The sequence below is a fragment of the Brevundimonas sp. ZS04 genome, assembly GCF_001956865.1.
Lineage (GTDB): Bacteria > Pseudomonadota > Alphaproteobacteria > Caulobacterales > Caulobacteraceae > Brevundimonas > Brevundimonas diminuta.
The window spans coordinates 568,755-590,969 of record NZ_MTHE01000001.1 but is presented as its reverse complement, the minus strand read 5'-3'; the positions used below and the strand labels follow the sequence as shown (position 1 = coordinate 590,969).

The window sequence follows — 22,215 nt, the reverse complement described above, 5'->3', positions numbered from 1 at the left end:
GTTACATCGTCTCCAGTCGGAGCTGTTTCAGTTTGAGGGCGTCGATCTCACCCGAGGCGATCTTGCACAGGATCAGGGCGGACAATTGCGCCCGTTCGACGAAGCTGGCGGGCCAGGCGAACTCCTGGTCCGAATGGATCTCGCCGCCGACGACGCCCAGGGTGTCGACGTTGGGCAGGCCCGCGGCGTGCAGGTTGTTGCCCTCGCAGACGCCGCCGGACGGCTTCCAGGCGATGGTCTGGCCCAGCAGGTCGCCGGCGTCGCGGACGGCGTGGAATAGGGCGGTCTGGCTGGCGTCCATCGGCTTGGGCGCGCGGGTCATGCCGCCGTGCAGGTCCAGCGTCAGGCCGGGGAAGGGCGGCTCGGCGGCGAGGGCGCGCACCGTTTCGTCGATCCAGGTCGCGCTCTGTGCGTCCGGCACGCGGACGTTGAAGCGGACCACGGCGTTGTCGGCCACGACGTTCAGGGGGCCGCCGCCCGCGATCTTGGCCACATTGACGGTGACGCCCTCGCGCTGGCCGTTCAGGCCGTGCAGGCGGGCGGCGATGATGGCGGCGCCCGCGACGGCGTTGGCGCCCTCATGGAAGGCGCGGCCCGCGTGGGCGGCCTTGCCGGTGACGATCAGGTGGAAGTTGCCGCTGCCTTTGCGTTCGCCCGCGAGCGTCCCATCGGACAGGGCGGGTTCATAGGTCAGGCCGACGTGGCCGCGCGCGCCCAGCTCCGCCAGCAGGGGGGCCGAGGCGGGCGAGCCGATCTCTTCATCGGGAGACAGCAGCACGGTCCAGCCGACGCGGGCCTTGTCGGGGTGCATCTCGAAGGCTTCCAGGGCGGCCAGCATGACGCTGATTCCGCCTTTCATGTCGGCGATGCCGGGGCCGTTCAGGGCGCCGTCGTCGCGGGTGACGACGCGTTGGAAGGCGCTGTCGGCGGGGAAGACGGTGTCGTAATGGCCGGTCAGCACGACCTGAAGCGGGGCTTCGGGCCGGGCGACGATCTTCAGGCAGTCGGCGTAGCTCTCGGCGATGACCGCGCCGCTGTCGGCGACGGTGGTGGAGCCTTGCGTCGGCACGCGCTCGACCGTGGCCTGGGCGAAGGCGGCGCGCGCCGTGGCGTCCAGAACGTCGAGAATCCGCGCCAGCCCTTCGGCGTGGCGGCTGCCTGAGTTGATGTTGGACCAGTCGACGGCGCGCTGGACAATGGCGTCGCCTTGGGCCGCGACGTGATCGAGCACGGCCTGATCTTGAGGTTCGATCCGCATGGCGGCGACCCTAGACGGGCGGGCGCCAAAGGTGAAGGTGGGGCGATATCTCTTTCACGCACTTGGGATTTCGGCGCGGAGCGGGATAGTTTCGCCGCCTCAGTCAGGGAGTCGCGCATGAACCGACGGATCGCACCGCCCCAACCGTTCGCCCCGGTCGATTCGACCGAGACGGCGAGGGCGCTGGCGCGCGGCAGCGCCTGGGCCTTCTGGATCTGGGCGGGCGTGGGCCTGATGCAGGCCGGGCTGGTCTGGTTCCTGAGCGCGCCCGAACAGGCGGAGTTCCGCGGGGCGACAACGGGTTTCGCGGTGGTCTTCTCGGCCGTCGCCGCCGTGCTGGGCCTGGTGCAGTGGCGCCGTCCCAACCGCATCCTGCCGGTCTTCGGCCTGGCCTGGGCGCTTTATGAACTGAGCGCGATGTCGGTCAGCCTGATGGTCGGGGCGTCGCCGGCCGCGCCGGGGCTGCCGGGCTGGAGCGTCGGCGTGGCGGGAGCCGGCATGGTGCTGTGCCTGTTGCTGCACATCGGCGGCCTGCGCGGGGCGGGGAAGCTGGCGCAAGACGGCCTCAAGGCCTAGGTGAGGGCGCAGACAGGAGCCTGACCATGACCGTCACCCTTTACCACAACCCGAAATGCTCGACCTCGCGCAAGGCGCTGGAGCTGCTGCGCGAGCGCGGGACCGAGCCGACGGTGGTCGAGTATCTGAAGACCGGCTGGGACGCCGAGACCCTGAACCGTCTGGCGCGCGAGACGGGCGGCGGGCTGAAGGGCCTGCTGCGCAAGAAGGAGACGAAGGCCGCCGAGCTGTTGGCCGCCGACGCGGATGACGCGACGGTCCGTGCCGCGATGATCGAGAACCCGGTCCTGGTCGAGCGCCCGATCGTCGAGACGCCCAAGGGCGCGGCGATCGGTCGGCCGGTCGAGGCGGTGCTGGAAGTTCTTTAGGGGCTCTTGGTTTTCCGAGCTTCAGCCTCCTGCGCTCGAATATGGGCTTCAATGGCCTCTGCCGCCTCTGCGGGGACTTCGACGCGGGCTTCAACAGATTGTTGGACGCCTGCGATCTTGCCCGTCTCAACAGGCGTCGTCACCTTTGCACTGACTTCATGACGGGGCTCGGAGCAGGCTGATATGAGCGCCAGGGTCGTTAAGGCTGCTGCACGCTTCATGTTCGCCTCCGTTTGATAACATGACTCTTTCAAGTGAAGGTTGGTTCGTCGAGTGAAGATTTCTTCATGCGACGAGAAAATTGACCCCTCCGCGCTTCGATGTCAGACCCCGGCTGTCCGTCACGCTTGGAGTTCGCCCATGACCCGCACCCTGTATGGCATCAAGGCCTGCGACACGATGAAGAAGGCGCGCGTCTGGCTGGATCAGAACGGCGTGGCCTATGATTTTCATGACTACAAGGCCGCAGGCGCGGATCGCGCCGATGTGGAGCGCTGGGTCGCCGAGCATGGCTGGGAGAAGGTGCTGAACCGGGCGGGCACGACCTTCCGCAAGCTGTCGGACGCCGACAAGGCCGACATCGACGCCGCCAAGGCGGTGGATCTGATGCTGGCCCAGCCGTCGATGATCAAGCGGCCGGTGCTGGACCTGGGCGACGGGCGCACCCTGTTGGGCTTCAAGCCGGACGTCTACGCCGCCGCTCTGAAGGGCTGAGGTTCAGTCCTCGACGGCGGTCGTCGGGCGGTCGTGGCCGTCGGCGCGCTCGGTGACCCATTGGCCCGAGGCGTCTTCATATTCGATCCAGAACGTGCGGTCCGGCACGCGCTGTTCGCGCGCCGCGGCCGTGGCCGCCGCCAGCGCCGCTGCGTGGCTGGGGAAGGTCTCGGAATAGCTGTCGCCCAGTTGGTAGGCCCAGCCGCCGTCGTGCTGGACGATGCGATAGGTGATGGTCATGCGCCGCTCCGAAGGGATCGGCGACAGCGTTGAACGCCGTTTCGGGCGTGTCGAGTCACGCTGTGGTGACGCATTACGAAGAGTTCATGCGCGCAACTGCATCCATAGGCGATCATCGCCGCCTCTTGTGATCAGAAGGCCGCCGCATCAGGCTCGGCCGAACAGAGTTTCACGAAGGGGCGACAACCCATGGACGGCTTTGAAATCCTTATCCCGCTGGCGCCATTCCTGATGGTGGTGGCGATCGTGGTCATCCCTGCCTGGCTGAAGAGCCGCGAGCGGCGCGAGATGCAGGCTACGCTGCGGACGGCCATCGAGAAGGGTCAGCCTCTGCCGCCCGAGGTCATCGAGACCATCAGCAAGGAGAATGTGAAGCCGCCGGCGACGGCTGCGCGCGACCTGCGCACCGGCGTCATTCTGCTGGCGGTGGCCTTCGGCATCGGCATCTTCGGGTATGCGGTCAGCTTCGCCGAGATGGACGCCTACTATCCCATCGTCGGCATCGCCGCGATTCCGGGCATGATCGGTCTGGCCTTCATCATCCTGAGCTTCTTCAACAAGAACAAAGGCTGAGGCGGGTCGGAGCAGGGAAGCCGTCATGGCCCAAGCCTTACGTGATCTGCACGACGTCGAGCTTGCTGGGCTTGCGGCCGGCGGCGGCCGCCGCGAGTTCGGCGAACTGGTCCGTCGGCACGGCTCGGCGGTGCGGGGCCTTCTGCGCCGCATGGGCGCCCAGCCTGCGCTGGCCGACGACCTGGCCCAGGACGCCTTTCTGCTGGCGTTCGAGAAATGCGCCGAGTTCCGGGGCGAGGGCACCTTCGCCGCCTGGGTCAAGCGCATCGCCGCCCGCATGTATCTGAAGCGCATTTCGAAGGAGGCGCGTTATGTGGCGGAAACCGAAACGGAAAATGTCGCGCCCGCCGTCGACAGCATCGGCCGCGTGGACCTGGACGAGGCCTTGAAGGGGCTCAGCGAGGTCGAACGCCTGTGCGTCTCCCTGTGTCACGGCGCGGGGCTGTCGCACCCGGAAATCGCCGCGGCCATGAATTTGCCGCTTGGAACGGTGAAATCTCATGTCAAGCGTGGTCTGGATAAACTTCGGGCCCGGCTCCAGCCGGGGCCGGTTGCAATCGGGAGCGCATCCCATGTCGGCTGATGAATTCGACCCGACGATCGAGCGCCTGTTCGCGCAGACGCCGCACTTTCCCGATTCGGTCTTCTTTGAAGCGGACGTGGCCGCGCGGCTGAACAAGGCCTCGCGCGTGCGGTCCGTGGCCCTGTCGGCGGCGGGGGTGATCGGGGGCCTGATCGCGATGCACGAACTGCTGGGCGTCAACTTCCATGTGGGACCGGATGGATTCTCCGCCCAGGCGGGCGGCGTGATCGATTCGGCCAGCTCCCAGGCCGGGATTCAGGGCGGGCTGGCGCTTCAGTCGCTGCTGGAGCGGAGCGGGCTGGGCGATGCGGCCCTCGGCTCCATTGGCTCCATGGGCGGGATGCAGATGTTCTGGGCCACGGCCGGGGTGTTGGTCGCCTTGCTGGCGGCGGGCGTGGTGAAGCTGTCGCAACAGATCTGAGCGCCGTTTTCCCGCCCCAGTCCCGGCTTAGGGCTGGAAAAAGCCGTTTCGCGCCCAACGCCTGCGTTGCGGCCGTGACGCCGAACCTCTAGGGTCGCGGCGTTTTTATGATCGGCCTTGGCTGCATTTTTGGGGCGACGTTTCGTGGTTGATGTCTTCGAACAGGTCGAGGAGGAGCTTCGCTCCGAACGCTATAAGCGTCTGGCTCGCACCTGGCTGCCGATTCTGGGCGGCCTGCTGGCGGTCGCCCTGGTCGCCGCGCTGGCCTGGTGGGGCTGGCAATCCTATGTGAGCTCGCAGGCCGACAAGGCCTCGGCCGCCTATGAGCAGGGCGTTCAGGCGCTGCAGGCGGGCAAGCCCGCCGAAGCCAAGACCGCCTTCGCCGAGTCGGCCAAGGCGGGCGGCGGCTACAAGGCCCTGGCTTTGATGCAGCAGGCGGGTCTGGCCCAGGCCGAGAACAAGACGACCGAGGCCGTGGCTCTGCTGGATGAAGCCGCCAAGGCCGCCAAGGATCCGATTCTGTCCGACATCGCCGCCCTGAAGGCGGTCTTCCTGGTCATGGACACGGCCTCGCTGGAAGACGTGCAGAAGCGCCTGGAGCCGCTGACCGGCGACAAGCGCCCGATGCAGGCCTTCGCCCAGGAAGCCCTGGCCATGGCCCAGCTGCAGCACGGCAAGACCGCCGAGGCGCGTCAGACCTTCGTGCAGCTGCAACTCGGCCAGGATGTGCCGGACCCGGTGCGCCAGCGCGCCCAGGCCGCCGTTCAGGCCGTCGACACCGGCACGGCCGCCAACCTGGCCGCCATCGTCAAGGCCGCCGCTGCGCTGCCGACGCCCGCTCCGGGCCAGGCGGCTCCCGCCGTCGCCGCTCCGGCCGAGGCTGCGGCCCCGGCTCAAGCGCCCGCCGCGACGCCTGCCCCCTGATTTGACTCCCTCGGGACGCCAACCATGACCAAAACCCTTAAAGTCGCCCTGTTGAGCGGTCTGGCCCTGACCGTCGCGTCATGCGGCACGGTCCGCAACGCCCTGCCGTTCGGTCTGGGCGGAGACAAGGAGCCGGTTGCGACGGCCACCGAGGGACAGCGTGTCTCCATCCTGGAGTTCGAGCAGCAGCTCGCGCCCTCGGCGGCCCTTTCGGGGCGTGACTTCTTCCTGCCGGGCCCGCAGGCGGCGACCGCCTGGAGCCAGCCCGGCGGCAACGCCGAGAATGCCGTCGAGCATGTGATCGCTGCGCCTGAGTTCACCGTCGCCTGGCGGCGCGACATCGGCGCAGGCTCGGCGAACGATCGCCAGGTCATGTCCCCGGTGGTGGCTGAGGACGGCAAGATCTTCGTGCTGGACGGCGAAGCGGGCGTGACCGCCGTGGACGCCGGAACCGGCGCCGTCCTGTGGAAGGCCAGCGTCAAGGTCGAGGAGGCTGATCGCGGCCGCCGCTTCATGGGCATCGGCCTGGGCGGCGGATCGGGCGGCGGCGGCTTCGGCGGCGGCGTGGCCGTCAGCGGCGGCAAGGTCTTCGTCTCGTCGGGCTATCGCGTCATGACGGCGTTTGACGCCAATACGGGCGCCGAGCTGTGGCGCACCGCAGTCGACCTGCCGATCCACGGCGCGCCGACGGTGGCGGGCCAGCGCGTCTATGTCGTCGACATCGACAACCAGTTGATGGCCTTCAACGTGGCCAACGGCCAGCAGGACTGGTCCTATCGCGGCATCACCGAGCCGGCCCGCATCATGCGCGCTTCCAGCCCGGCGGTCAGCGGCGGCACGGTGGTGGCGCCCTTCTCCTCGGGTCAGATCGTGGCTCTGCAGGCGACCAACGGCCAGCCGGTGTGGGAGCAGGTGCTGTCGCGCACCAGCCGCACCAGCGCCCTGTCGGAACTGCGCGACATCGCCGGTCGTCCGGTCGTCAGCCGCGGTCAGGTCTACGCCATCAGCCAGTCGGGCGTGATGCAGGTGATGGACCTGCGCAGCGGCCAGCCGAAATGGTCCCTGCCCATCGTCGGGGTGAACCAGCCCCTGCCGGTCGGCGACGTGGTCTATGTGGTGTCTCAGGCGGGCGAACTGACCGTGGTCAACCGCGAGACGGGCCAGGTCTATTGGTCGCGCGACCTGAACGAGGGCCGCGTCCGCAAGGAAGGCGGTTTCCTGGGCTTCGGCAAGCGCACCGTGCGTCCGGTCTGGTCCGGTCCGATCCTGGCGTCCAACCGTCTGGTTCTGGTCAATTCGGATGGCGAGGCCGTGGCCTTCGATCCGAAGACCGGCGCCCAGACCGGCAGCCTGAAGCTGGGCGCGGCCGCCTATATCGCCCCGGCCGCCTACAACGGCGCCCTCTATGTCCTGACCGACAAGGGCCAACTGGTCAGCATCCGCTGACCTTTTCACCGATTTAAGCTAGAAGGCCGACATGGCTCTGAAGGTCGCCATCGTCGGCCGCCCCAACGTGGGCAAGTCGACACTGTTCAATCGCCTCGTCGGCAAGCGCCTTGCGCTGGTCGATGATCGCCCCGGCGTGACCCGCGACCGCCGCTACGCCGACGGCGTGATCGGCGACATGGATCTGACCCTGATCGACACGGCGGGGTATGAGGACGTCACCGACGAAAGCCTGGAAGCCCGGATGCGCGAGCAGACCGAGGCGGCGATCGAGGACGCGGATCTGATCCTGTTCATGATGGACGCGCGCGAAGGCGTGACCTCGCTGGACCGCATCTTCGCCGATCGCCTGCGCAAGGTGCACAAGCCCGTCGTCCTGCTGGCCAACAAGTCGGAAAGCCGCGAAAGCGGCGGCGGCGTGGGCGAGGCTCACGGCCTGGGCTTCGGCGAGCCGGTGCCGATCTCGGCCGAGCACGGCGAGGGCATGGCCGACCTGTATCAGGCGATCCTGGCCGCGTCCGAAGACATCTTCATCGAGGAAGTCGACGAGCCGGAAAAGCCGATCCGCATCGCCGTCATCGGCCGTCCGAACGCGGGCAAGTCGACCCTGATCAACCGCCTGATCGGCGACGACCGCCTGCTGACCGGCCCGGAAGCCGGCATCACGCGCGACTCCATCTCGGTGGACTGGGTCTGGGAAGGCAAGAACATCCGCCTGATCGACACCGCCGGGATGCGCCGCAAGGCCCGCGTCCAGGAGAAGCTGGAAAAGCTGTCGGTCGCCGACACCATCCGCGCCATCACCTTCGCCGAGGTGGTGATCATGGTGATGGACAAGGACGACGCCTTCGACACCCAAGACCTGCAACTGGCCGATCTGGTCGAGCGGGAAGGGCGGGCGCTGGTCTATGTCGCCTCCAAATGGGATCTGGAAGAAGAGCCGCAGTCGCGCCTGGCCGAGCTGAAGCGCCTGGCGGACGACAAGCTGCCGCAGCTGCGCGGTTCGCCCTTCGTGGCCCTGTCGTCCTTCAACGGCCGCGGCGTCGAGCGTCTGATGCCCGCCGTGCTTCAGGCCTATGACACCTGGTCGGTCAAGGTGAAGACCAAGGATCTGAACGACTGGCTGTCCCTGGCGACCCAGAGACACCCGCCGCCCGCCGTGGACGGCAAGCGCATCAAGCCGAAATACATGGCCCAGACCAAGGCGCGTCCTCCGACGTTCGTGCTGATGGCCAGCCGCGCCGCGTCCATGCCGGAACACTACAAGCGCTATCTGATCAACTCGATCCGAGAGAGTTTCGACCTGCACGGCACGCCGATCCGCCTGAACGTCAAGTCGGGTTCGGCCAACCCCTATGCCGAGGGCGGCGCCAAGTCCGGCCCGGAACGCTTCAAGGGCGACGCCAAGACCGCCCCGCGTCGGGTGATCAAGGCTGAGAAGGCCGAGAAGCTGTCCAACCTGCCGGGCAAGGCGCTGGAGCAGAAGGCCAAGGCCGGCATCAAGCCCAAGGTGAAGCCCCTGGGCGGATTGAAGGCCAGCGCGTCCAAGAAGGCGGGCTCCAACGCCTTCATCGGCAAGGGCGCGCGCGGCGGCGCACGCCAGGTGTCCCGCTCGGGCCGCGTCCGCACGGGCCAGAAGGGCGGCGCCAAGCGTTGACGATGTCGTCCCGGCCAACGGGACGTCTTTCGCCCATTGCTCAGATCTGCGCTGATCGCTCCGCCTTGCGCGGCGATCAGCGTGGGCGACTGGGCTGTTCGGGTTCGTCGCCAAGCGCGAGCTTGAGGGCCAGTGCGACCATGACGACCCAGCGCAGCTCATGCCAGTTCATGGCGATGCTCTCGCTGAGCATGGTGAAGGTGAAGGAGGCCATCATCGGCAGGGCCACCCAGCCGCCGGGACTGGTGTAGGCCGCCCATAGCGATTGCGCCCATATCTGCACCAGCCACAGGGCGAACAGGATGACGCCGCCCAGTCCCAGGGCGATGTAGATCTCCAGCCAGCCGCTGTGGGCGTTGGCCGGGATGAAGTGGGCCTGGTGCCCGATCCAGGCTTTAGGGCCGGTGAAGCCGGGGTCGTCCCATACCGCGCCGTAGCCGAAGCCGCGCCAGGGATGCTCGGACATCTGCTGCATGATGCCGGACCAGATTTCTGTGCGGCCGGTCAGGGTGGCGTCCTTGCCCAACAGCCCCAGCACGACGTCGGTTTCGGCGGAGATCAGCAGGGCGCCGCCGATGACGACCACGACGGCCAGCCAGGTGGCGACGACGGCTCGCAGGGGGCCGGACTTCACCACGGCGACGAAGCCGATGGCGCTGAGCGACAGCAGCAGCACCAGCAAGGCCGTCTTCGAGGTCGACAGGATGACCAGCGCCACAGAGACGACCGCCAGGCCGAACCACAGCTTGCGCCGCTCGGGAGCCATGACGCCCGCGGCCAGCAGGAAGATGGTGGTCTTCACCATGACGTGGCCCAGGCCGTTCTTCTCAAGCCACAGGCCGCGCCAGGCGCCGGGGAAGAGCTCCTGCATCCGGCCGAAATCGGGCAGCAGCGCGCCCAGCAGGAAGGAGAGGACGGCCAGGGCGCCGAGGGTTCCCGCTATGATCTCGGTCAGGCTGCGCCAGCTCCACCGCGAGGCCAGGGCCACGCCCGCCAGGGTGGTGAACAGCAGGGCCGGAATCCGCCGCGCCGTCAGATCGGGCATGATGGACCAGAAGTAGGTGGCTGCCGTCAGCAGCAGCAAGGCGATCAGCAGCGGCGATCGGACCATGCCCCTGATCGCGCGCTCGGGCCTCATGCAGACCAGCACCACAGCCAGCAGATAGGCCGGATAGTAGAAGTTGCGAAGGAAGTCGGCCGAGCGCGCGCCGTAGTCGGTCAGCGGCGCGCTCCAGAAGCCGACATAGGTGAGGATCAGGCCGACTGAAGCGATCAGCGCCACGATGTCGGCCAACGGGGCGGCGCGGACCAGCGGCAGGGGCGAACGACGCAGCGTTGAGCTTGTCGCGGTTCGCTCGTCCGTCGCCGGTCTTGTCGGCATGAAGACTTTAAACCAGGGCGTCCGCCGACAGGCCTTGCTTCCATTCCTTGAAGCTGACCGTCAGAGGCGGAGTGAGATCAGAGCGGGCCAGTTCGACGATCAGGGGACCGATCTCCGAAGGATGCGGCAGAACGCTGGGATCTTCGCCCGGGAACGCCTGGGCGCGCAACTGCGTCCGCATCCGGCCGGGATCGACGATGCTGGCGCGCACCGGCGTGCTCTCGATCTCGTCGGCCCAGCATTTGACCAGGGCCTCGGCGCCCGCCTTGGTCGCAGCGTACATGCCCCAGAAGGCGCGCGGCTGGCTGGCGACGCTGCTGGTCAGGTGGATGGCGCGCCCGGCGTCCGAGGCGCGCAGCAGCGGCTCCAGCGAGCGGATCAAACGGTAGACGCCGGTGAAGTTGATCTTCTCGACCTTGGCGAACTCGCGCGGTTCGGCGTGGGCGACCGGGGTCAGGCCCGACGGGCCCATGGTGGCCGCCGCCTGAACCCAGATGTCCAGCTTGCCGAAGCGTTGGAACAGGGCGCCGCCCAGGCGGTCGATGGCGCCGCCGTCCACCAGGTCGAACGGGACCAGGCTGGCGTGCTGGCCGGTGGCGGCGAAGATCTCGTCGTCCAGCTCCTCCAGGGCGCCCTGGGTGCGCGCGGCGGCGACGACGTGGGCGCCGGCCTTGGCCAGGGCCAGGGCAGATTCGCGGCCGATGCCGCGCGAGGCGCCGACGACCAGGGCGACGCGGTTGGCGAGAGGGAGGCAAGCGTGTTCGGACATGGGGCCGCTGATAGCGCGGCCGGACGCCGGGCGAAAGGCTCAGTAGCCCGGCGCAGGCTGCCACAGGCTGAAGCTGACGCCCTGATCGTCGCTGACCACGACCGACAGGCCGGACGGGCTCTCGGCCGGCACAGCCGAGCGGCCGCCCAGTTCGGTCACGCGGGCGCAGGCGGCGTGAATGTCGTCCACGCGGAAATAGAGATTGGGGAAGGTCTTGTGCTCGCCCTTGGTGAGGCCGAAGGCGGGGTCGGACCCGGCCACATGGGCGTAGGTCGGGCTGGACGAAGCCTCGTCGAAGCGCCAGCCGAACAGGCCCGCGTAGAAGGCGCGGGCCTTGTCGACGTCAGGGGTGTCGAGCGTGAAGTAGCCGAGCTGGATCATCCAGCCTTAAGCGGTCACCAGCAGAGAAAGTTGCTTGCCGCGCGGATCACGGCCGCCTTCCTCGATCTCACGGTCCAGCAGGCGGGTCGGATAGTCGCCGGTGAAGTAGTGGTCGGTATACTGCGGGCTGGCGGCGTTGCGCGGCCCGGCGCCCAGAGCGTCGTACAGGCCGTCGATGGACAGGAAGCCGAGGGAATCGACCTCCAGCACCGCGCGCATCTCTTCCATGCTGTGGGTGGCGGCCATCAGCTGCGACCGCTCGGGCATGTCGATGCCGTAGAAGTCTGGGAAGAGGATCTGCGGGCTGGCCGAGCGCAGGTGCACCTCCTTGGCGCCCGCCGCGCGTACGGCGCGGACCAGCTTCAGCGAGGTGGTGCCGCGCACGATGGAATCGTCGATCAGCACGACGCGCTTGCCTTCCAGGGCGGCGCGGTTGGGGCTGTGCTTCATCCGCACGCCCTTCTGACGAGCGCCCTGGCTGGGCTGGATGAAGGTGCGGCCCAGGTAGTGGCTGCGGATGATGCCCATTTCATAGGGCAGGCCGCTTTCCTGGGCGTAGCCGAGGGCGGCGGGGACGCCCGAGTCGGGCACCGGCACTACGATGTCGGCCTCGACCTTGTGCTCGCGTGCCAGGCGACGGCCCATCTCCTTGCGGACGTCATAGACCGACAGGCCGTTCACGACGGAATCGGGACGGGCGAAGTAGACGTATTCGAACAGGCAGGGGCGAGCGGCCCGCGCGGCGAAGGGCTTGATCGAGGTCAGGCCCTCCTCGTCGATGACCACGACCTCGCCGTGTTCGACGTCGCGTACGAAGGTGGCGCCGATGGTGTCCAGGGCGCAGGTCTCGGACGCCAGCACCCAGGCTTCGCCGACCTTGCCCAGCACCAGCGGACGGATGCCCAGCGGGTCGCGCGCGCCGATCATCTTGTAGCGGGTCTGGGCCACCAGGGCGTAGCCGCCCTCGATCCGGCTTAGGGCGTCGATGAAGCGGTCGACGATCTTGGCCTTACGGCTGCGAGCGATCAGGTGAAGGATGGCCTCGGAGTCCGAAGTGGACTGGAAGATCGCGCCTTCCGATACAAGTTGCGCGTGCAGGTATTTGAAATTGGTCAGGTTGCCGTTGTGGGCGATGGCGATGCCGCCCTGGTCCAGATCGGCGAACATGGGCTGGATGTTGCGCAGGAAGCTGCCGCCGGCGGTGGAGTAGCGGGTGTGGCCGATGGAGGCCTGGCCCGGCAGGCGCTTCGTCAGTTCGGCGTTGCCGAAGGCGTCGCCGACGAGGCCCTGATGGCGTTCGGTGTAGAAGCGGTCGTCGTGGACGCTGGCGATGCCGCAGGCTTCCTGGCCGCGATGCTGCAGGGCGTGCAGGCCCAGCGCGACGATGGAGGACGCCTCGTTCTCGGGCGCGCCCCAGACGCCGCAGACGCCGCATTCGAGGCGCAGCTGATCGTCTTCCGGCTCACGCCAATGCTCACGGTGAACGACGGGTTCGGCGATATGGTGGCGCATCGTCAGGCTCCGATGACCGGGGAAGGATAACTCAAAGGGCGGCGCCGCGCACGTAAGCCGCCCAGGCGTCCGGGGCAAGCCTCATTGGTCGGAAAACCCTTCGCGAACGGAAGAACCGACCACGGGGGTCAGGGCGTCGGCGCCCTTTCCAAGCGTGGGCAGCACGATCTGGATGGCGCGGGCGGCGCCTTCGCTGACCGGGGCGGTGGCGGCTTCGGACAGCCAGCGCGGCGGGTTGTCCTGCATGGCGCCCATGATGATCAGGTGCACCGCCCCGATCAGGCCTAGGGCGCGGACCAGGCCCACCAGCAGGCCTAGCGTTTGGTCCAGCACGCCCAGCGCATGGCCGCGCGCGCCCTGCGAAATGGCCGAGCCGAGAAAACGCAGGCCGAAATAGAGAAGAACGAAGACCAGCCCGACGGCCAGCACGGAGCCGGCCCAGTCGGGATCGACCAGATCGCGCCCGATCGGCGCCGTCCACGGCAGGGTGATCAACGCCAGCAGCGCCGCCAGCATGAAGCTGAACAGGGCCGTGAGCTCGCGCATGCCGCCCCGGAACCATCCGGCGGCGCCCGAGGCCAGCAGGGCCAGGATCACGAAGACGTCGTAGCTGGTCACGCGCTCTGCGGCCTCAAGGGATGGGAACGCGCCTTAGTAGCGGTTCTGGGAGATTCGCTCGACCGCGTCAGTCAGGCGGGTGACGACGGTCAGGGCGACATCGCCCTTCTTCACCTTGCCATTGGCTTGTGGCGGCGCGAGGGCGCGCTCGAAGCCCAGCTTCTTGGCCTCGCGCAGGCGGGCCTCGGCGCGGCCGACGGCGCGGACCTCGCCCGACAGGCCGATCTCGCCGAAGACGACGCAGCCCTGCGGCAAGGGCATGTCCAGCGCCGACGAGATCAGGGCGGCGGCGGCGGCCAGGTCGGCGGCGGGCTCGTTGATCCGCATACCGCCCGCGACGTTCAGATAGACGTCCTTGTCGCCGAACCCCAGACCGCAGCGAGCCTCCAGCACCGCCAGCAGCATGGCCAGACGGCCGGAGTCCCAGCCGACGACGGCTCGCCTTGGCGTACCGTATGCAGAAGGCGCGACAAGGGCCTGTATTTCCACCAGAACAGGGCGCGATCCCTCGATCCCGGCGAAGACGGCGGCGCCGGGCGCCCGGTCCTTGCCTTCGCCCAGGAACAAGGCCGAGGGGTTGGGCACTTCGCGCAGGCCTGCGTCGCCCATCTCGAACACGCCTATCTCGTCGGTGGCGCCGAAACGGTTCTTGCCCGCGCGCAGGATGCGGAAGGGATAGCCGCGCTCGCCCTCGAAGCTGAGGACGGCGTCGACCATGTGCTCGACCACGCGCGGCCCGGCGATCTGACCGTCCTTGGTGACGTGGCCGACCAGGACGATGGCCGGACCGCCGTTCTTGGCCAGCCGCACCAGCTCGGCGGCGCAGGCGCGTACCTGGGTGATGGAGCCGGGACCGGCGTCGTGCGCGTCGCTCCATAGGGTCTGGATGGAGTCGATGATGACGATGTCGAACGGATCGCGCTTCAGCGTCGTCAGGATGTCGCGCAGGGCGGTGGCGGAGGCCAGCGCCACGTCCGCGTCGGCCACGCCCATGCGTTTGGCGCGGGCGCGGATCTGCTCGATCGCCTCTTCGCCCGAGATATAGGCGACCTTGGCGCCGTTGCGGGCGGCCTTGGCCGTGACCTCCAGCAGCAGGGTCGACTTGCCGACGCCGGGGTCGCCGCCCAGCAGGATGGCCGAGCCGGGCACCACGCCGCCGCCGCAGACGCGGTCGAACTCGGTCACGCCGGTGACGATGCGCGGCGGCTCAGGCGTGTCGGACTGCAAAGTCTCGAACTGCACCCCGCGCCCGCGCGCGGTCGAGGCGGGCTTCATGGCGCCGGGCGGGGCCGCCTTGGATTCCTCGACCAGGGCGTTCCACTCGCCGCAGGACGAGCATTGCCCGGCCCATTTGGAATGAACCGCCCCGCAGGATTTGCAGACGAAGAGAAGAGAGTCGCGCGCCATGTGATCAGACCTAGCAGATCAGACGGGCCAGGACAGGCGGGTCGGAATGGCTTACGTCCGAAACTGTCATAGGGAGAGTGCGGGGTTGCGTCGGCATCCACACAGCCGTCATTCTGACATGATAAGGCCGTGATCCGACTCAACCGCCCAGAAGGCTAACGAATGACCCTGGAAAATCCCCCCGCCGTCGATCCCTCGCTCGTCTCGCGGGTCAAATACATCCTGACACGGCCCAAGTTCGAATGGCCGGTCATCGACGCCGAAAGCGCCAGCATCAAGGGGCTGTTCACCAGCTACGCCGTCATCCTGGCGGCCATTCCGGCGGTGGCGACCATCGTGGGCCAGATCGCCTTCGGTCATCGCGGCCTGTTCGGTCCGGTGCTGGCGGGCGCGCTCAGCTATGTGCTGAGCCTGATCAGCGTCTATATTCTGGGCCTGATCATCGACGCCCTGGCGCCGACCTTCGGCGGGACAAAGAACCCGGTGAAGGCGATGCAGGTCGCCGTCTATTCCATGACCGCCGCCTGGGTGGCGGGCGTGCTGAACGTCCTGCCGATGCTGGCCTGGCTGGCGGGCCTGCTGGGCCTGTACGGCTTCTACCTGATGTATCTGGGCCTGCCGACGCTGATGAAGACCGCCGCCGACAAGGCGCTGGGCTACACCATCGTGGTGGTGGTCGCGGCCATCATCCTGAACGTCATCGTCTTCGCCATCGTCGGCGCGGTGATCGCCAGCTTCGTCATCGTCGGCGCGGGCGCCACGGCGTTCGCCCTGAGCTAAGTCTGAAGAAGGGCTGGGGCCTTGCGCCTCAGCCCTTTGCTGTTCAGCCCTGATAGACGCGCGGCACGCGCGGCGTGATCGAGGTCAGCAGTTCATAGCTGATGGTGCCCGCTGCGGCGGCCGCGTCGTCGATCAGGCGATTGGCGCCGAAGATCTCCACCGGATCGCCCGCCTTGACGTCGAGGCCGGTCACGTCGACCGCCAGCACGTCCATCGACACCCGGCCGATGATGGGCCGCATCTCGCCCGCGATGAAGACCTGCCCCTTGGGGCTGTAGGAGCGCAGCACGCCGTCGGCGTAGCCCGCGCCAACGGTGGCCACGCGCATCGGCCGCTCCGCCCTATACCCTTGCGAATAGCCGACGGTTTCGCCTGCGGGCACGTCGCGTACCTGCACCGCCTGGGCGATCAGGCTGGCGACCGGAGCGATCTTCTCGTGCGGGCGGCCTTCCGGCCCGCCGCCGTAGTGGCAGATGCCTGGACGCACCACGTCGAAGGCGAAATCCGGCCCCAGGAAGCAGCCGCCCGAGTTGGCGAAGGAGCGCGTCACGCCCGGATAGCGTTGGACCGCCGCCGCATAGGCGTCGCGCTGGGCGCGGTTCAGCGGGTTGGACGGTTCGTCGGCGCAGGCCAGGTGGGTCATCACCAGTTCGAGACCCTCGAACGGTTCGGGCGCGTCCTCGACGCGGAAGCCCAGCCGGTTCATGCCGGTGTCGATCTGAAGCCCGCAGGCCCCGCCGCCCGACGTCTGCCAGGTCTGAAGCTGGGTCGGGTGGTTGATGACGGGCCGCAGGTTGGAGGCCTTGAGCATGGCGGCCCCGTCGCCGTGGCAGCCGTCCAGAATATAGATGACCGGCTCAGGCCCGATCGCCTCGCGCAGGCGCACGCCCTCGGCCGCGCGGGCGACGAAGAAGGTGCGCGCGCCCTCGGCCATCAGGCGCTGGGTCACGGCGGCGGCGCCCAGGCCGTAGCCGTCGGCCTTCACGACTGGATTGACCGGCGCGCCGCTGACGGCGCCCAGGGTGCGATAGTTGCGGGCGAGCGCGTCCAGATCGACGTTGAGGACGGCGGGAGCGAAGACGGGGGAGGTCATGGCGACGGTTATAGGCCGCTGTTCGGGCGGCGCCAGCCTTTGCGCGGCCTACTCCGGAATATCCGCATAGGCGCCGCCGTAGCGGCCGTCGTGGGCCAGGTTGCCGAAGCGGGTGGTGTTGGAATCGAACGCCAGCTTGACGATGCCGATGGGGCCGTGACGCTGCTTGCCGATGACCACCTCGGCCTGGTGCTGCAGGCGGTCCATGTCTTCCTGCCACTTCAGGTGTTCTTCAGTGCCTTCGCGCGGCTCGGCCCGGCCCAGGTAGTAGCTTTCGCGATAGACGAACATGACGCAGTCGGCGTCCTGTTCGATCGAGCCGGATTCCCGCAGGTCGGACAGTTGCGGCCGCTTGTCCTCGCGCTGCTCGACCTGACGCGACAGCTGCGACAGGGCGATGATGGGGACGTTCAGCTCCTTGGCCAGCGCCTTCAGGCCGCCGGTGATTTCCGACACTTCCTGCACCCGGTTCTTCTGGCTGTTCTCGCCGGTCGTGACGAGCTGCAGGTAGTCGACCACGATCAGATCAAGGCCGTGCTCCATCCGCTTCAGCCGTCGCGCGCGCGCCGCCAGCTTGGAGATGGACAGGCCGCCGGTGGCGTCGATGTAGAGGGGGCTTTCGCCGATCTCGATGGCGGCGTCGCGGATCTTGCCGAAGTCCGAGGCGTCGATCTCGCCCTTGCGCAGCTTGTCCGAGGACACGCCCGAGGCGTCGGCCAGGATACGCATGGCCAGCTGTTCGGCGCTCATTTCCAGCGAGTAGAAGGCGACGACGCCGCCGTCGACGGTCTTGCGTCCGCCGTCCGGCGTCGGCTCCCAGCGATAGTTCCGCGCGACGTTGAAGGCGATGTTGGTCGCCAGCGCCGTCTTGCCCATCGAGGGACGGCCCGCGAGGATCAGAAGGTCGGACGGGTGCAGGCCGCCCAGCTTCTGGTCCAGGTCGTCCAGGCGGGTGGCCAGACCGGCCAGCTTGCCCTCGCGCTGATAGGCCTCGCCCGCCATCTCCACGGCGCCGGACAGGGCGTGGGAGAAGCTGACGAAGCCCGACGAAGGCTTGCCCGTCTCGGCCAGTGAATACAGGGTCTGTTCGGCCTGTTCGATCTGTTCGTCGGCGGGCGTCTCGGGGTTGGGCGCCTCCTTGATGATCTCGCCGCCGATGCGGATCAGGTCGCGGCGCAGGGCCAGGTCATAGACGACGCGGGCGTAGTCGGGGGCGTTGGCGGCGGGCGGCGCCCGGTCCACCAGATCGGCGAGGTAGCGCAGGCCGCCGAACTCCTGGAACGCCGGATCCTGTTTGAACCGCTCCATCAGAATGGTCGGCTCGGCCAGCAGGCCCTGACGGATGTGGTCCTCGACCGCATCGAACAGGCGCTGGTGGAAGGGCTCGTAGAAATGGCTGCCGCGCAGACGGTCCGACAGGCGCTCGAACACGGCGTTGTCGAACATCAGCGAGCCCAGAAGGGCCTGCTCCGCCTCCAGGTTGTGGGGCATGGACGACACCTGCACGGCGTCGGGGGCGTCATAGGGCATCGGAGCGAAGGCGGCGTTCATCGGCATCATCAATACGCATAGGCGCGCCCTGCGTCAGACGCGGGCGGGGTCGTGGTCGTGGACAGTCGCCGACGCCTGTGGACGGGCGCGGAAAACCGCTGTCGGATCAGTAGGAGGTCGTCAGGCGCGGCAGGGGTAGCGCTCGGCCATCCAATCGCGCACGGCCTGGGTCACGGTGATGCGACGGCGCGATTCCGGCATGGTCTCGAAGCGTGCGACCAGAGCCTCGGGCGTGATGCCGGTGCCGGAGGCGGGGATGCAGTGCGCCGGCGTGCGGCCCGCCGAAACGGCCGAGGCCTGCTCGGCCTTGACCGTGCTGACGGCGCCGGTGACGACGCGGATCAGGCGGCGGGTGTCCGGGCGCATTATGGCCACGGCGCGGTTGCGCGGGATGTCATGACCGATCGTCAGGAACTGCTGGACGGTCATGTCAGACGACTGGGCCTGGGCCAGGGGCGCGGAGGCGAGCAGAGTCAGGGCGCCTAGGGACGCGGCGAAGAGGACGGGAACGGAACGCGGCATGGAGGGCTAGATGCGCTCGCCTGCGCCGCTGTGCAAGGGTTCAGGAGCCGGTCAGGCGGGGCAGGGGTATTCCTCGGCCATCCACTCGCGCACGGCCTGATTGACGCTGATGCTGCGCCGCTGGGCCGGGATGGCGTTGAAACGGTTCAGGATCATGTCGGGCGACAGGCTGATCTTGGCGCCTTCGGGAATGCAGGTGGCGGAGCGCCGTCCTGCAGCCTTGGCGGCGACCTGATCGTCGCGCACTGCCTTGAAGGCTCCGTTCATCTCATTCATCAGCCGCCGCGTGTCCGACCGCAGCAGCGCCGTGGGATTGCGAGGGATGCGGTTGGCGGAGGTGAGGAACTCCTGCACGGTCATGGCGGCGGCCGCGCTGGGCAGGGCGGACAGCGCCAGGGCGGCGGCGACGGCGAATGTGGCGGCTTTCATGGGCTTCCTTCCCGCGAGGCGGTGAAGCCTAGCGCGCGGTTCGCGACCGAACCATGACCGACGAACGTTGGCCCACATTAAGTTTTCGTCAGACGCGGCGGCTCCCCGCGGGCCGCCGCGTCTGACGAGGGAGGTGCGCTCAAAGGACAGGGAGGAAGCCCCGATGCGCGCGCTCCAAGTCCATCACCACTTCACGTTCAACCGGGCGTAGCCGTAGCGGCCGTTGAACCCGAACGGCGAGTAGTAGGGGAAGCCCAGCACGCCGTTGTTGTTCAGGTTGGCGGGCACGAAGTCCGGGTATTCGTCGAAGACGTTGTCCACGCCGATCGCCAGGCCGACCCGGTCGGTGATCTGGAAGCGGCCTTCCAGGTCGATGGTGGTCTTGTCGCCGGTCGAATAGTCGTTGGCGGACGTCGAGCCGGGTTGCAGCACGCTGGCGTAATAGGTCGCTCGCGCCGTGGCGCCCCAGCGGCCCTGGCTCCAGTCGGCCGAGGCGGAGACCTTGGTGTCCGGCGTGCCCTCCTCGATGGTCAGGATGCGCTGGCGCGCGAACAGGGTCGGGACCGGGTTCAGCACCGAGGAAGAGGTCGGGGTCTTGGTCACGCTGACGTCGTTGACGTTGGCGGCGACGGTGAAGTCCCAGTCGCCCGCCGTCTCGGTGCGCAGGCGATAGCGGCCGACGATGTCGACGCCTTCGGTTTCGGTCGACACCCCGTTGAGGAAGAAGCGCGCGGCCTGGACGCCCAACGGGTCCAGCAGGCTGGCGACCTGGGACGAGAAGCTGCGGTTGATCAGCTCCGACAGGACGATCTGGTTCTCGATCTCGATGCGATAGGCGTCGACGGTCAGGTCGAAATCACCCAGCCGGATCACGGCGCCCAGGGTGTAGTTGGTCGAGGTCTCGGCCTTCAGCGGACGGGCGCCCAGAACCGAGGCGACTTCGCTGGTGGCGGGGAAGGTGCCGGTTTCGACGAAGCCGCCGTTCTGCACGACCGAGGAGGTCGAGGTGAAGAAGCTCTGCTGCAGCGACGGGGCGCGGAAGCCGGTCGACGCCGAGCCGCGCAGGGCGAAGTTCGGGGTGAAGTCGTAGCGGGCGGCGAACTTGCCCGTCTGGGCGTCGCCGAAGTCGGAATAGTCCTCGACGCGCAGCGCGCCCTCGACCGTCAGTTTTTCGGTCAGCGGGATTTCGACGTCGGCGTACAGGGCCACGGCGTCGCGGTCTTCATCGACCGCGTTCGAGGGCTGGAAGCCGGGGAAGCCCTGGGCGCCGCCGGCCAGGGCGGTGTTCGACCCCAGCGGGCCGCGGTTCCACGATTCCGGCTGACCGGCGTCGATCTTGTAGTTCTCCTTGCGGGCCTCCAGGCCCCAGGCGAAGTTCAGCGGACCGCCGTTCAGGCCGATCTCGAACTGACGCGTGAAATCCGCGCCGAAGACCAACTGGTCATAGGTCAGGCCGCCGGAATCGAAGCTGGTCGGGGAGGCGGCGCCATAGGTGGCGTTCAGCGAATCCTCGGTGCGGAAGTCCAGGGCGTTGCGGCCGTAGACCAGGCTGAAGTCCGCGTCCCATCCGGCCAGCGTCCCGCGCACGCCGCCGGCGGCGGAAACGTCCTGGGAATTGATGGCGATCTTGGGCAGGAAGCCGTTCGGATAGATGGACGGCACGTTGTTGGGGTTGTTCGACAGGCGCGGGAAGGCGGCGGATGAGCTGTCGCGTTCCTGATAGCCGGCCCAGCCATAGGCTTCCCAGTCGGCGTTCAGCGGCTTGCCTGCATTGGCGAAGACGCTCCACTGCTCGACCTTGGGGTCGCCGAAGCGGGCGGTGATCGCGCCGTTGGCGGCGGGGCGCGGATCGTAGTCCGAACGGTTGGTCGGGTCGCGGTCGGAATACTCCGCCGACAGGGTCAGGAAGCCGTCCGAGCCCAGGCCGAAGCCCTGCCAGGCCGAGACGGTGACGGCGCGGCCGTCCTGCTCGTCGCGCTTGCCGCGCGCGGTCTCCACATTGGTGAAGTACTGGCCGTAGGTGACGCTGGCGCCGCCGCCCTCGCGGGCTTCCTTGAGGCGCAGGTTGACCACGCCGGCGATGGCGTCCGAGCCGTATTGCGCCGAGGCGCCGTCGCGCAGCACCTCGACCCGGTCCAGGGCGCCGCTGGGGATGGCGTTCAGGTCGACGGCGGCCGAGCCGCGGCCGACCGTGCCGTTGACGTTGACCAGGGCCGAGGCGTGACGGCGCGTGCCGTTGACCAGCACCAGGGTCTGATCCGGCGACAGGCCGCGCAGGGTGGCGGGACGGATCGAGTCCGTGCCGTCGTTGGCCGAGGGCCGCTGGAAGGTCAGGGACGGCACCGTCTGGGCCAGGGCGGCGGCGAACTCGGTCGTGCCGCGGTTCTGCAGGGTCTCGGCCGTCACCACGTCGACGGGGGCCAGGGTGTCCAGGCGCGAGCGGGCGGGGGCGCGGGTGCCCGTCACCACGATGTCGTCGACCGAGGTGGCGTCGTCAGGAACAGTTTGGGCGGTGGCGGCGCCTGCGATCAGCAGGGCGGCGCCGGATACGGCGGCCAGAAGGGCGGGGCGGCGGGGAAAGCGGGAGGTCATCTCGAGAGGTCGTCTTTTCTGATTGGACGCACGTCCGGGATCGCCGCCGCGGAAGGGCGGACGTCAGGCGCGTCGGGAAGCGAAATTCTTAAAGCGGACGGAAACCGCAGACCGGCGGCGGGCCGGTCGTGGGGGACGGTTTCAGTGTCGCGGGCACAGACATCGCGCCGGTCGGACTGCCGGGCGATGCAGTCGGGCGTAAAGGCCGGGGCGCATCGTCATCTCCTGCCCGTCAACGGCGACGAGCCATGGCGATATTGCGGTGCGAAAACGGCGACGCCTATCGAGATTATGTGCGGGGATGTTTAGGGAAACTAAAGTGTGAGCGATATGCTCAATACCCGCTCGCCCCGGCGTCCGCCGAGCGAGCGGAACAGGGGGCGTTCAGCCCAAGAAAAAGGGGCGCTTCCTTGCGGAAAC

Annotated in this window: 24 protein-coding genes; 10 read left to right on the top strand and 14 right to left on the bottom strand. The window is 68.2% G+C overall.

The window, feature by feature from the left end; genetic code table 11:
- Position 1 precedes the first annotated feature (1 nt).
- Positions 2–1,258: a hydrolase gene (locus tag BJP32_RS02880; RefSeq protein ID WP_076222755.1), complete on the bottom strand. Its 1,257-nt coding sequence runs from the start codon at positions 1,256–1,258 to the stop codon at positions 2–4.
- Between the two features lie 117 nt (positions 1,259–1,375).
- On the opposite strand from BJP32_RS02880, the gene BJP32_RS02875 reads away from it, so the two are divergent.
- Positions 1,376–1,834 (top strand): hypothetical protein, encoded by a 459-nt coding sequence (locus tag BJP32_RS02875; RefSeq protein WP_003165469.1) that lies wholly within the window; start codon positions 1,376–1,378, stop codon positions 1,832–1,834.
- Positions 1,835–1,860: 26 nt separating this feature from the next.
- Positions 1,861–2,202, top strand: coding sequence for an ArsC/Spx/MgsR family protein (locus BJP32_RS02870; protein ID WP_003165468.1), 342 nt, complete (start codon positions 1,861–1,863; stop codon positions 2,200–2,202).
- Here BJP32_RS02870 and BJP32_RS17030 read toward each other — a convergent pair.
- On the bottom strand, positions 2,199–2,423 hold the full coding sequence (locus tag BJP32_RS17030) for a hypothetical protein (RefSeq protein WP_128720271.1): 225 nt from the start codon (positions 2,421–2,423) through the stop codon (positions 2,199–2,201). The genes BJP32_RS02870 and BJP32_RS17030 overlap by 4 nt on opposite strands.
- 139 nt (positions 2,424–2,562) lie before the next feature.
- On the opposite strand from BJP32_RS17030, the gene BJP32_RS02865 reads away from it, so the two are divergent.
- Entirely contained in the window at positions 2,563–2,916 is a 354-nt protein-coding gene (locus BJP32_RS02865) for an ArsC family reductase (protein WP_046654305.1), read from the top strand.
- Between the two features lie 3 nt (positions 2,917–2,919).
- On the opposite strand, the gene BJP32_RS02860 is transcribed toward BJP32_RS02865, so the two are convergent.
- A complete protein-coding gene (locus tag BJP32_RS02860) occupies positions 2,920–3,156 on the bottom strand; it encodes a DUF2188 domain-containing protein (RefSeq protein ID WP_003165466.1) in 237 nt (78 codons plus the stop codon).
- A 189-nt stretch (positions 3,157–3,345) separates the two neighbouring features.
- Here BJP32_RS02860 and BJP32_RS02855 point away from each other — a divergent pair, with 189 nt between their 5' ends.
- The 6 genes from BJP32_RS02855 to der all read left to right on the top strand — a co-directional run bounded on the left by BJP32_RS02855 (position 3,346) and on the right by der (position 8,760).
- On the top strand, positions 3,346–3,729 hold the full coding sequence (locus tag BJP32_RS02855; protein WP_046654304.1) for a DUF6249 domain-containing protein: 384 nt from the start codon (positions 3,346–3,348) through the stop codon (positions 3,727–3,729).
- 25 nt (positions 3,730–3,754) lie between these two features.
- Positions 3,755–4,312 carry an RNA polymerase sigma factor gene (locus tag BJP32_RS02850; protein ID WP_046654302.1) on the top strand — a complete coding sequence of 186 codons (558 nt, stop codon included), beginning with the start codon at positions 3,755–3,757 and terminating at the stop codon, positions 4,310–4,312.
- On the top strand, positions 4,302–4,733 hold the full coding sequence (locus BJP32_RS02845; protein WP_046654300.1) for a hypothetical protein: 432 nt from the start codon (positions 4,302–4,304) through the stop codon (positions 4,731–4,733). The genes BJP32_RS02850 and BJP32_RS02845 overlap by 11 nt, the downstream gene beginning before the upstream one ends.
- Positions 4,734–4,877: 144 nt before the next feature.
- Positions 4,878–5,657 carry a tetratricopeptide repeat protein gene (locus BJP32_RS02840; protein ID WP_046654298.1) on the top strand — a complete coding sequence of 260 codons (780 nt, stop codon included), beginning with the start codon at positions 4,878–4,880 and terminating at the stop codon, positions 5,655–5,657.
- A gap of 24 nt (positions 5,658–5,681) precedes the next feature.
- Positions 5,682–7,103 carry a PQQ-like beta-propeller repeat protein gene (locus BJP32_RS02835; protein WP_046654296.1) on the top strand — a complete coding sequence of 474 codons (1,422 nt, stop codon included), beginning with the start codon at positions 5,682–5,684 and terminating at the stop codon, positions 7,101–7,103.
- Positions 7,104–7,134: 31 nt separating this feature from the next.
- A complete protein-coding gene (gene der / locus BJP32_RS02830; protein ID WP_046654295.1) occupies positions 7,135–8,760 on the top strand; it encodes a ribosome biogenesis GTPase Der in 1,626 nt (541 codons plus the stop codon).
- Between the two features lie 76 nt (positions 8,761–8,836).
- Here the strand turns inward: der and BJP32_RS02825 are convergent, their stop codons facing one another.
- From BJP32_RS02825 to radA, 6 genes are all read right to left on the bottom strand, one after another.
- On the bottom strand, positions 8,837–10,141 hold the full coding sequence (locus tag BJP32_RS02825; protein WP_046654294.1) for an O-antigen ligase: 1,305 nt from the start codon (positions 10,139–10,141) through the stop codon (positions 8,837–8,839).
- A gap of 7 nt (positions 10,142–10,148) precedes the next feature.
- Positions 10,149–10,910, bottom strand: a complete 762-nt coding sequence (locus tag BJP32_RS02820; RefSeq protein WP_076222753.1) for an SDR family NAD(P)-dependent oxidoreductase — start codon at positions 10,908–10,910, stop codon at positions 10,149–10,151.
- Positions 10,911–10,949: 39 nt separating this feature from the next.
- Entirely contained in the window at positions 10,950–11,291 is a 342-nt protein-coding gene (locus BJP32_RS02815; protein ID WP_040345677.1) for a VOC family protein, read from the bottom strand.
- A gap of 6 nt (positions 11,292–11,297) precedes the next feature.
- Positions 11,298–12,803 (bottom strand): amidophosphoribosyltransferase, encoded by a 1,506-nt coding sequence (gene purF, locus BJP32_RS02810; protein ID WP_040345675.1) that lies wholly within the window; start codon positions 12,801–12,803, stop codon positions 11,298–11,300.
- A gap of 81 nt (positions 12,804–12,884) precedes the next feature.
- Complete coding sequence (locus BJP32_RS02805; protein ID WP_003165459.1) at positions 12,885–13,421, bottom strand: CvpA family protein; 537 nt, start codon at positions 13,419–13,421, stop codon at positions 12,885–12,887.
- Positions 13,422–13,454: 33 nt separating this feature from the next.
- Positions 13,455–14,828: a DNA repair protein RadA gene (gene radA, locus BJP32_RS02800; protein WP_076222751.1), complete on the bottom strand. Its 1,374-nt coding sequence runs from the start codon at positions 14,826–14,828 to the stop codon at positions 13,455–13,457.
- A 162-nt stretch (positions 14,829–14,990) separates the two neighbouring features.
- Here radA and BJP32_RS02795 point away from each other — a divergent pair, with 162 nt between their 5' ends.
- A complete protein-coding gene (locus tag BJP32_RS02795) occupies positions 14,991–15,608 on the top strand; it encodes a Yip1 family protein (RefSeq protein ID WP_076222749.1) in 618 nt (205 codons plus the stop codon).
- A 43-nt stretch (positions 15,609–15,651) separates the two neighbouring features.
- Here the strand turns inward: BJP32_RS02795 and alr are convergent, their stop codons facing one another.
- The 5 genes from alr to BJP32_RS02770 form a co-directional block, all read right to left on the bottom strand.
- Positions 15,652–16,701, bottom strand: a complete 1,050-nt coding sequence (gene alr, locus BJP32_RS02790; protein WP_076222747.1) for an alanine racemase — start codon at positions 16,699–16,701, stop codon at positions 15,652–15,654.
- A gap of 48 nt (positions 16,702–16,749) precedes the next feature.
- On the bottom strand, positions 16,750–18,252 hold the full coding sequence (locus BJP32_RS02785; protein WP_046654370.1) for a replicative DNA helicase: 1,503 nt from the start codon (positions 18,250–18,252) through the stop codon (positions 16,750–16,752).
- Between the two features lie 120 nt (positions 18,253–18,372).
- Positions 18,373–18,774 carry a hypothetical protein gene (locus tag BJP32_RS02780; protein ID WP_076222745.1) on the bottom strand — a complete coding sequence of 134 codons (402 nt, stop codon included), beginning with the start codon at positions 18,772–18,774 and terminating at the stop codon, positions 18,373–18,375.
- A gap of 51 nt (positions 18,775–18,825) precedes the next feature.
- A complete protein-coding gene (locus BJP32_RS02775; protein ID WP_076222743.1) occupies positions 18,826–19,203 on the bottom strand; it encodes a hypothetical protein in 378 nt (125 codons plus the stop codon).
- A gap of 183 nt (positions 19,204–19,386) precedes the next feature.
- The gene (locus BJP32_RS02770) at positions 19,387–21,795 is read right to left on the bottom strand and encodes a TonB-dependent siderophore receptor (RefSeq protein ID WP_076222741.1); all 2,409 of its coding nucleotides are present in this window, start codon (positions 21,793–21,795) and stop codon (positions 19,387–19,389) included.
- Positions 21,796–22,215 lie beyond the last annotated feature (420 nt).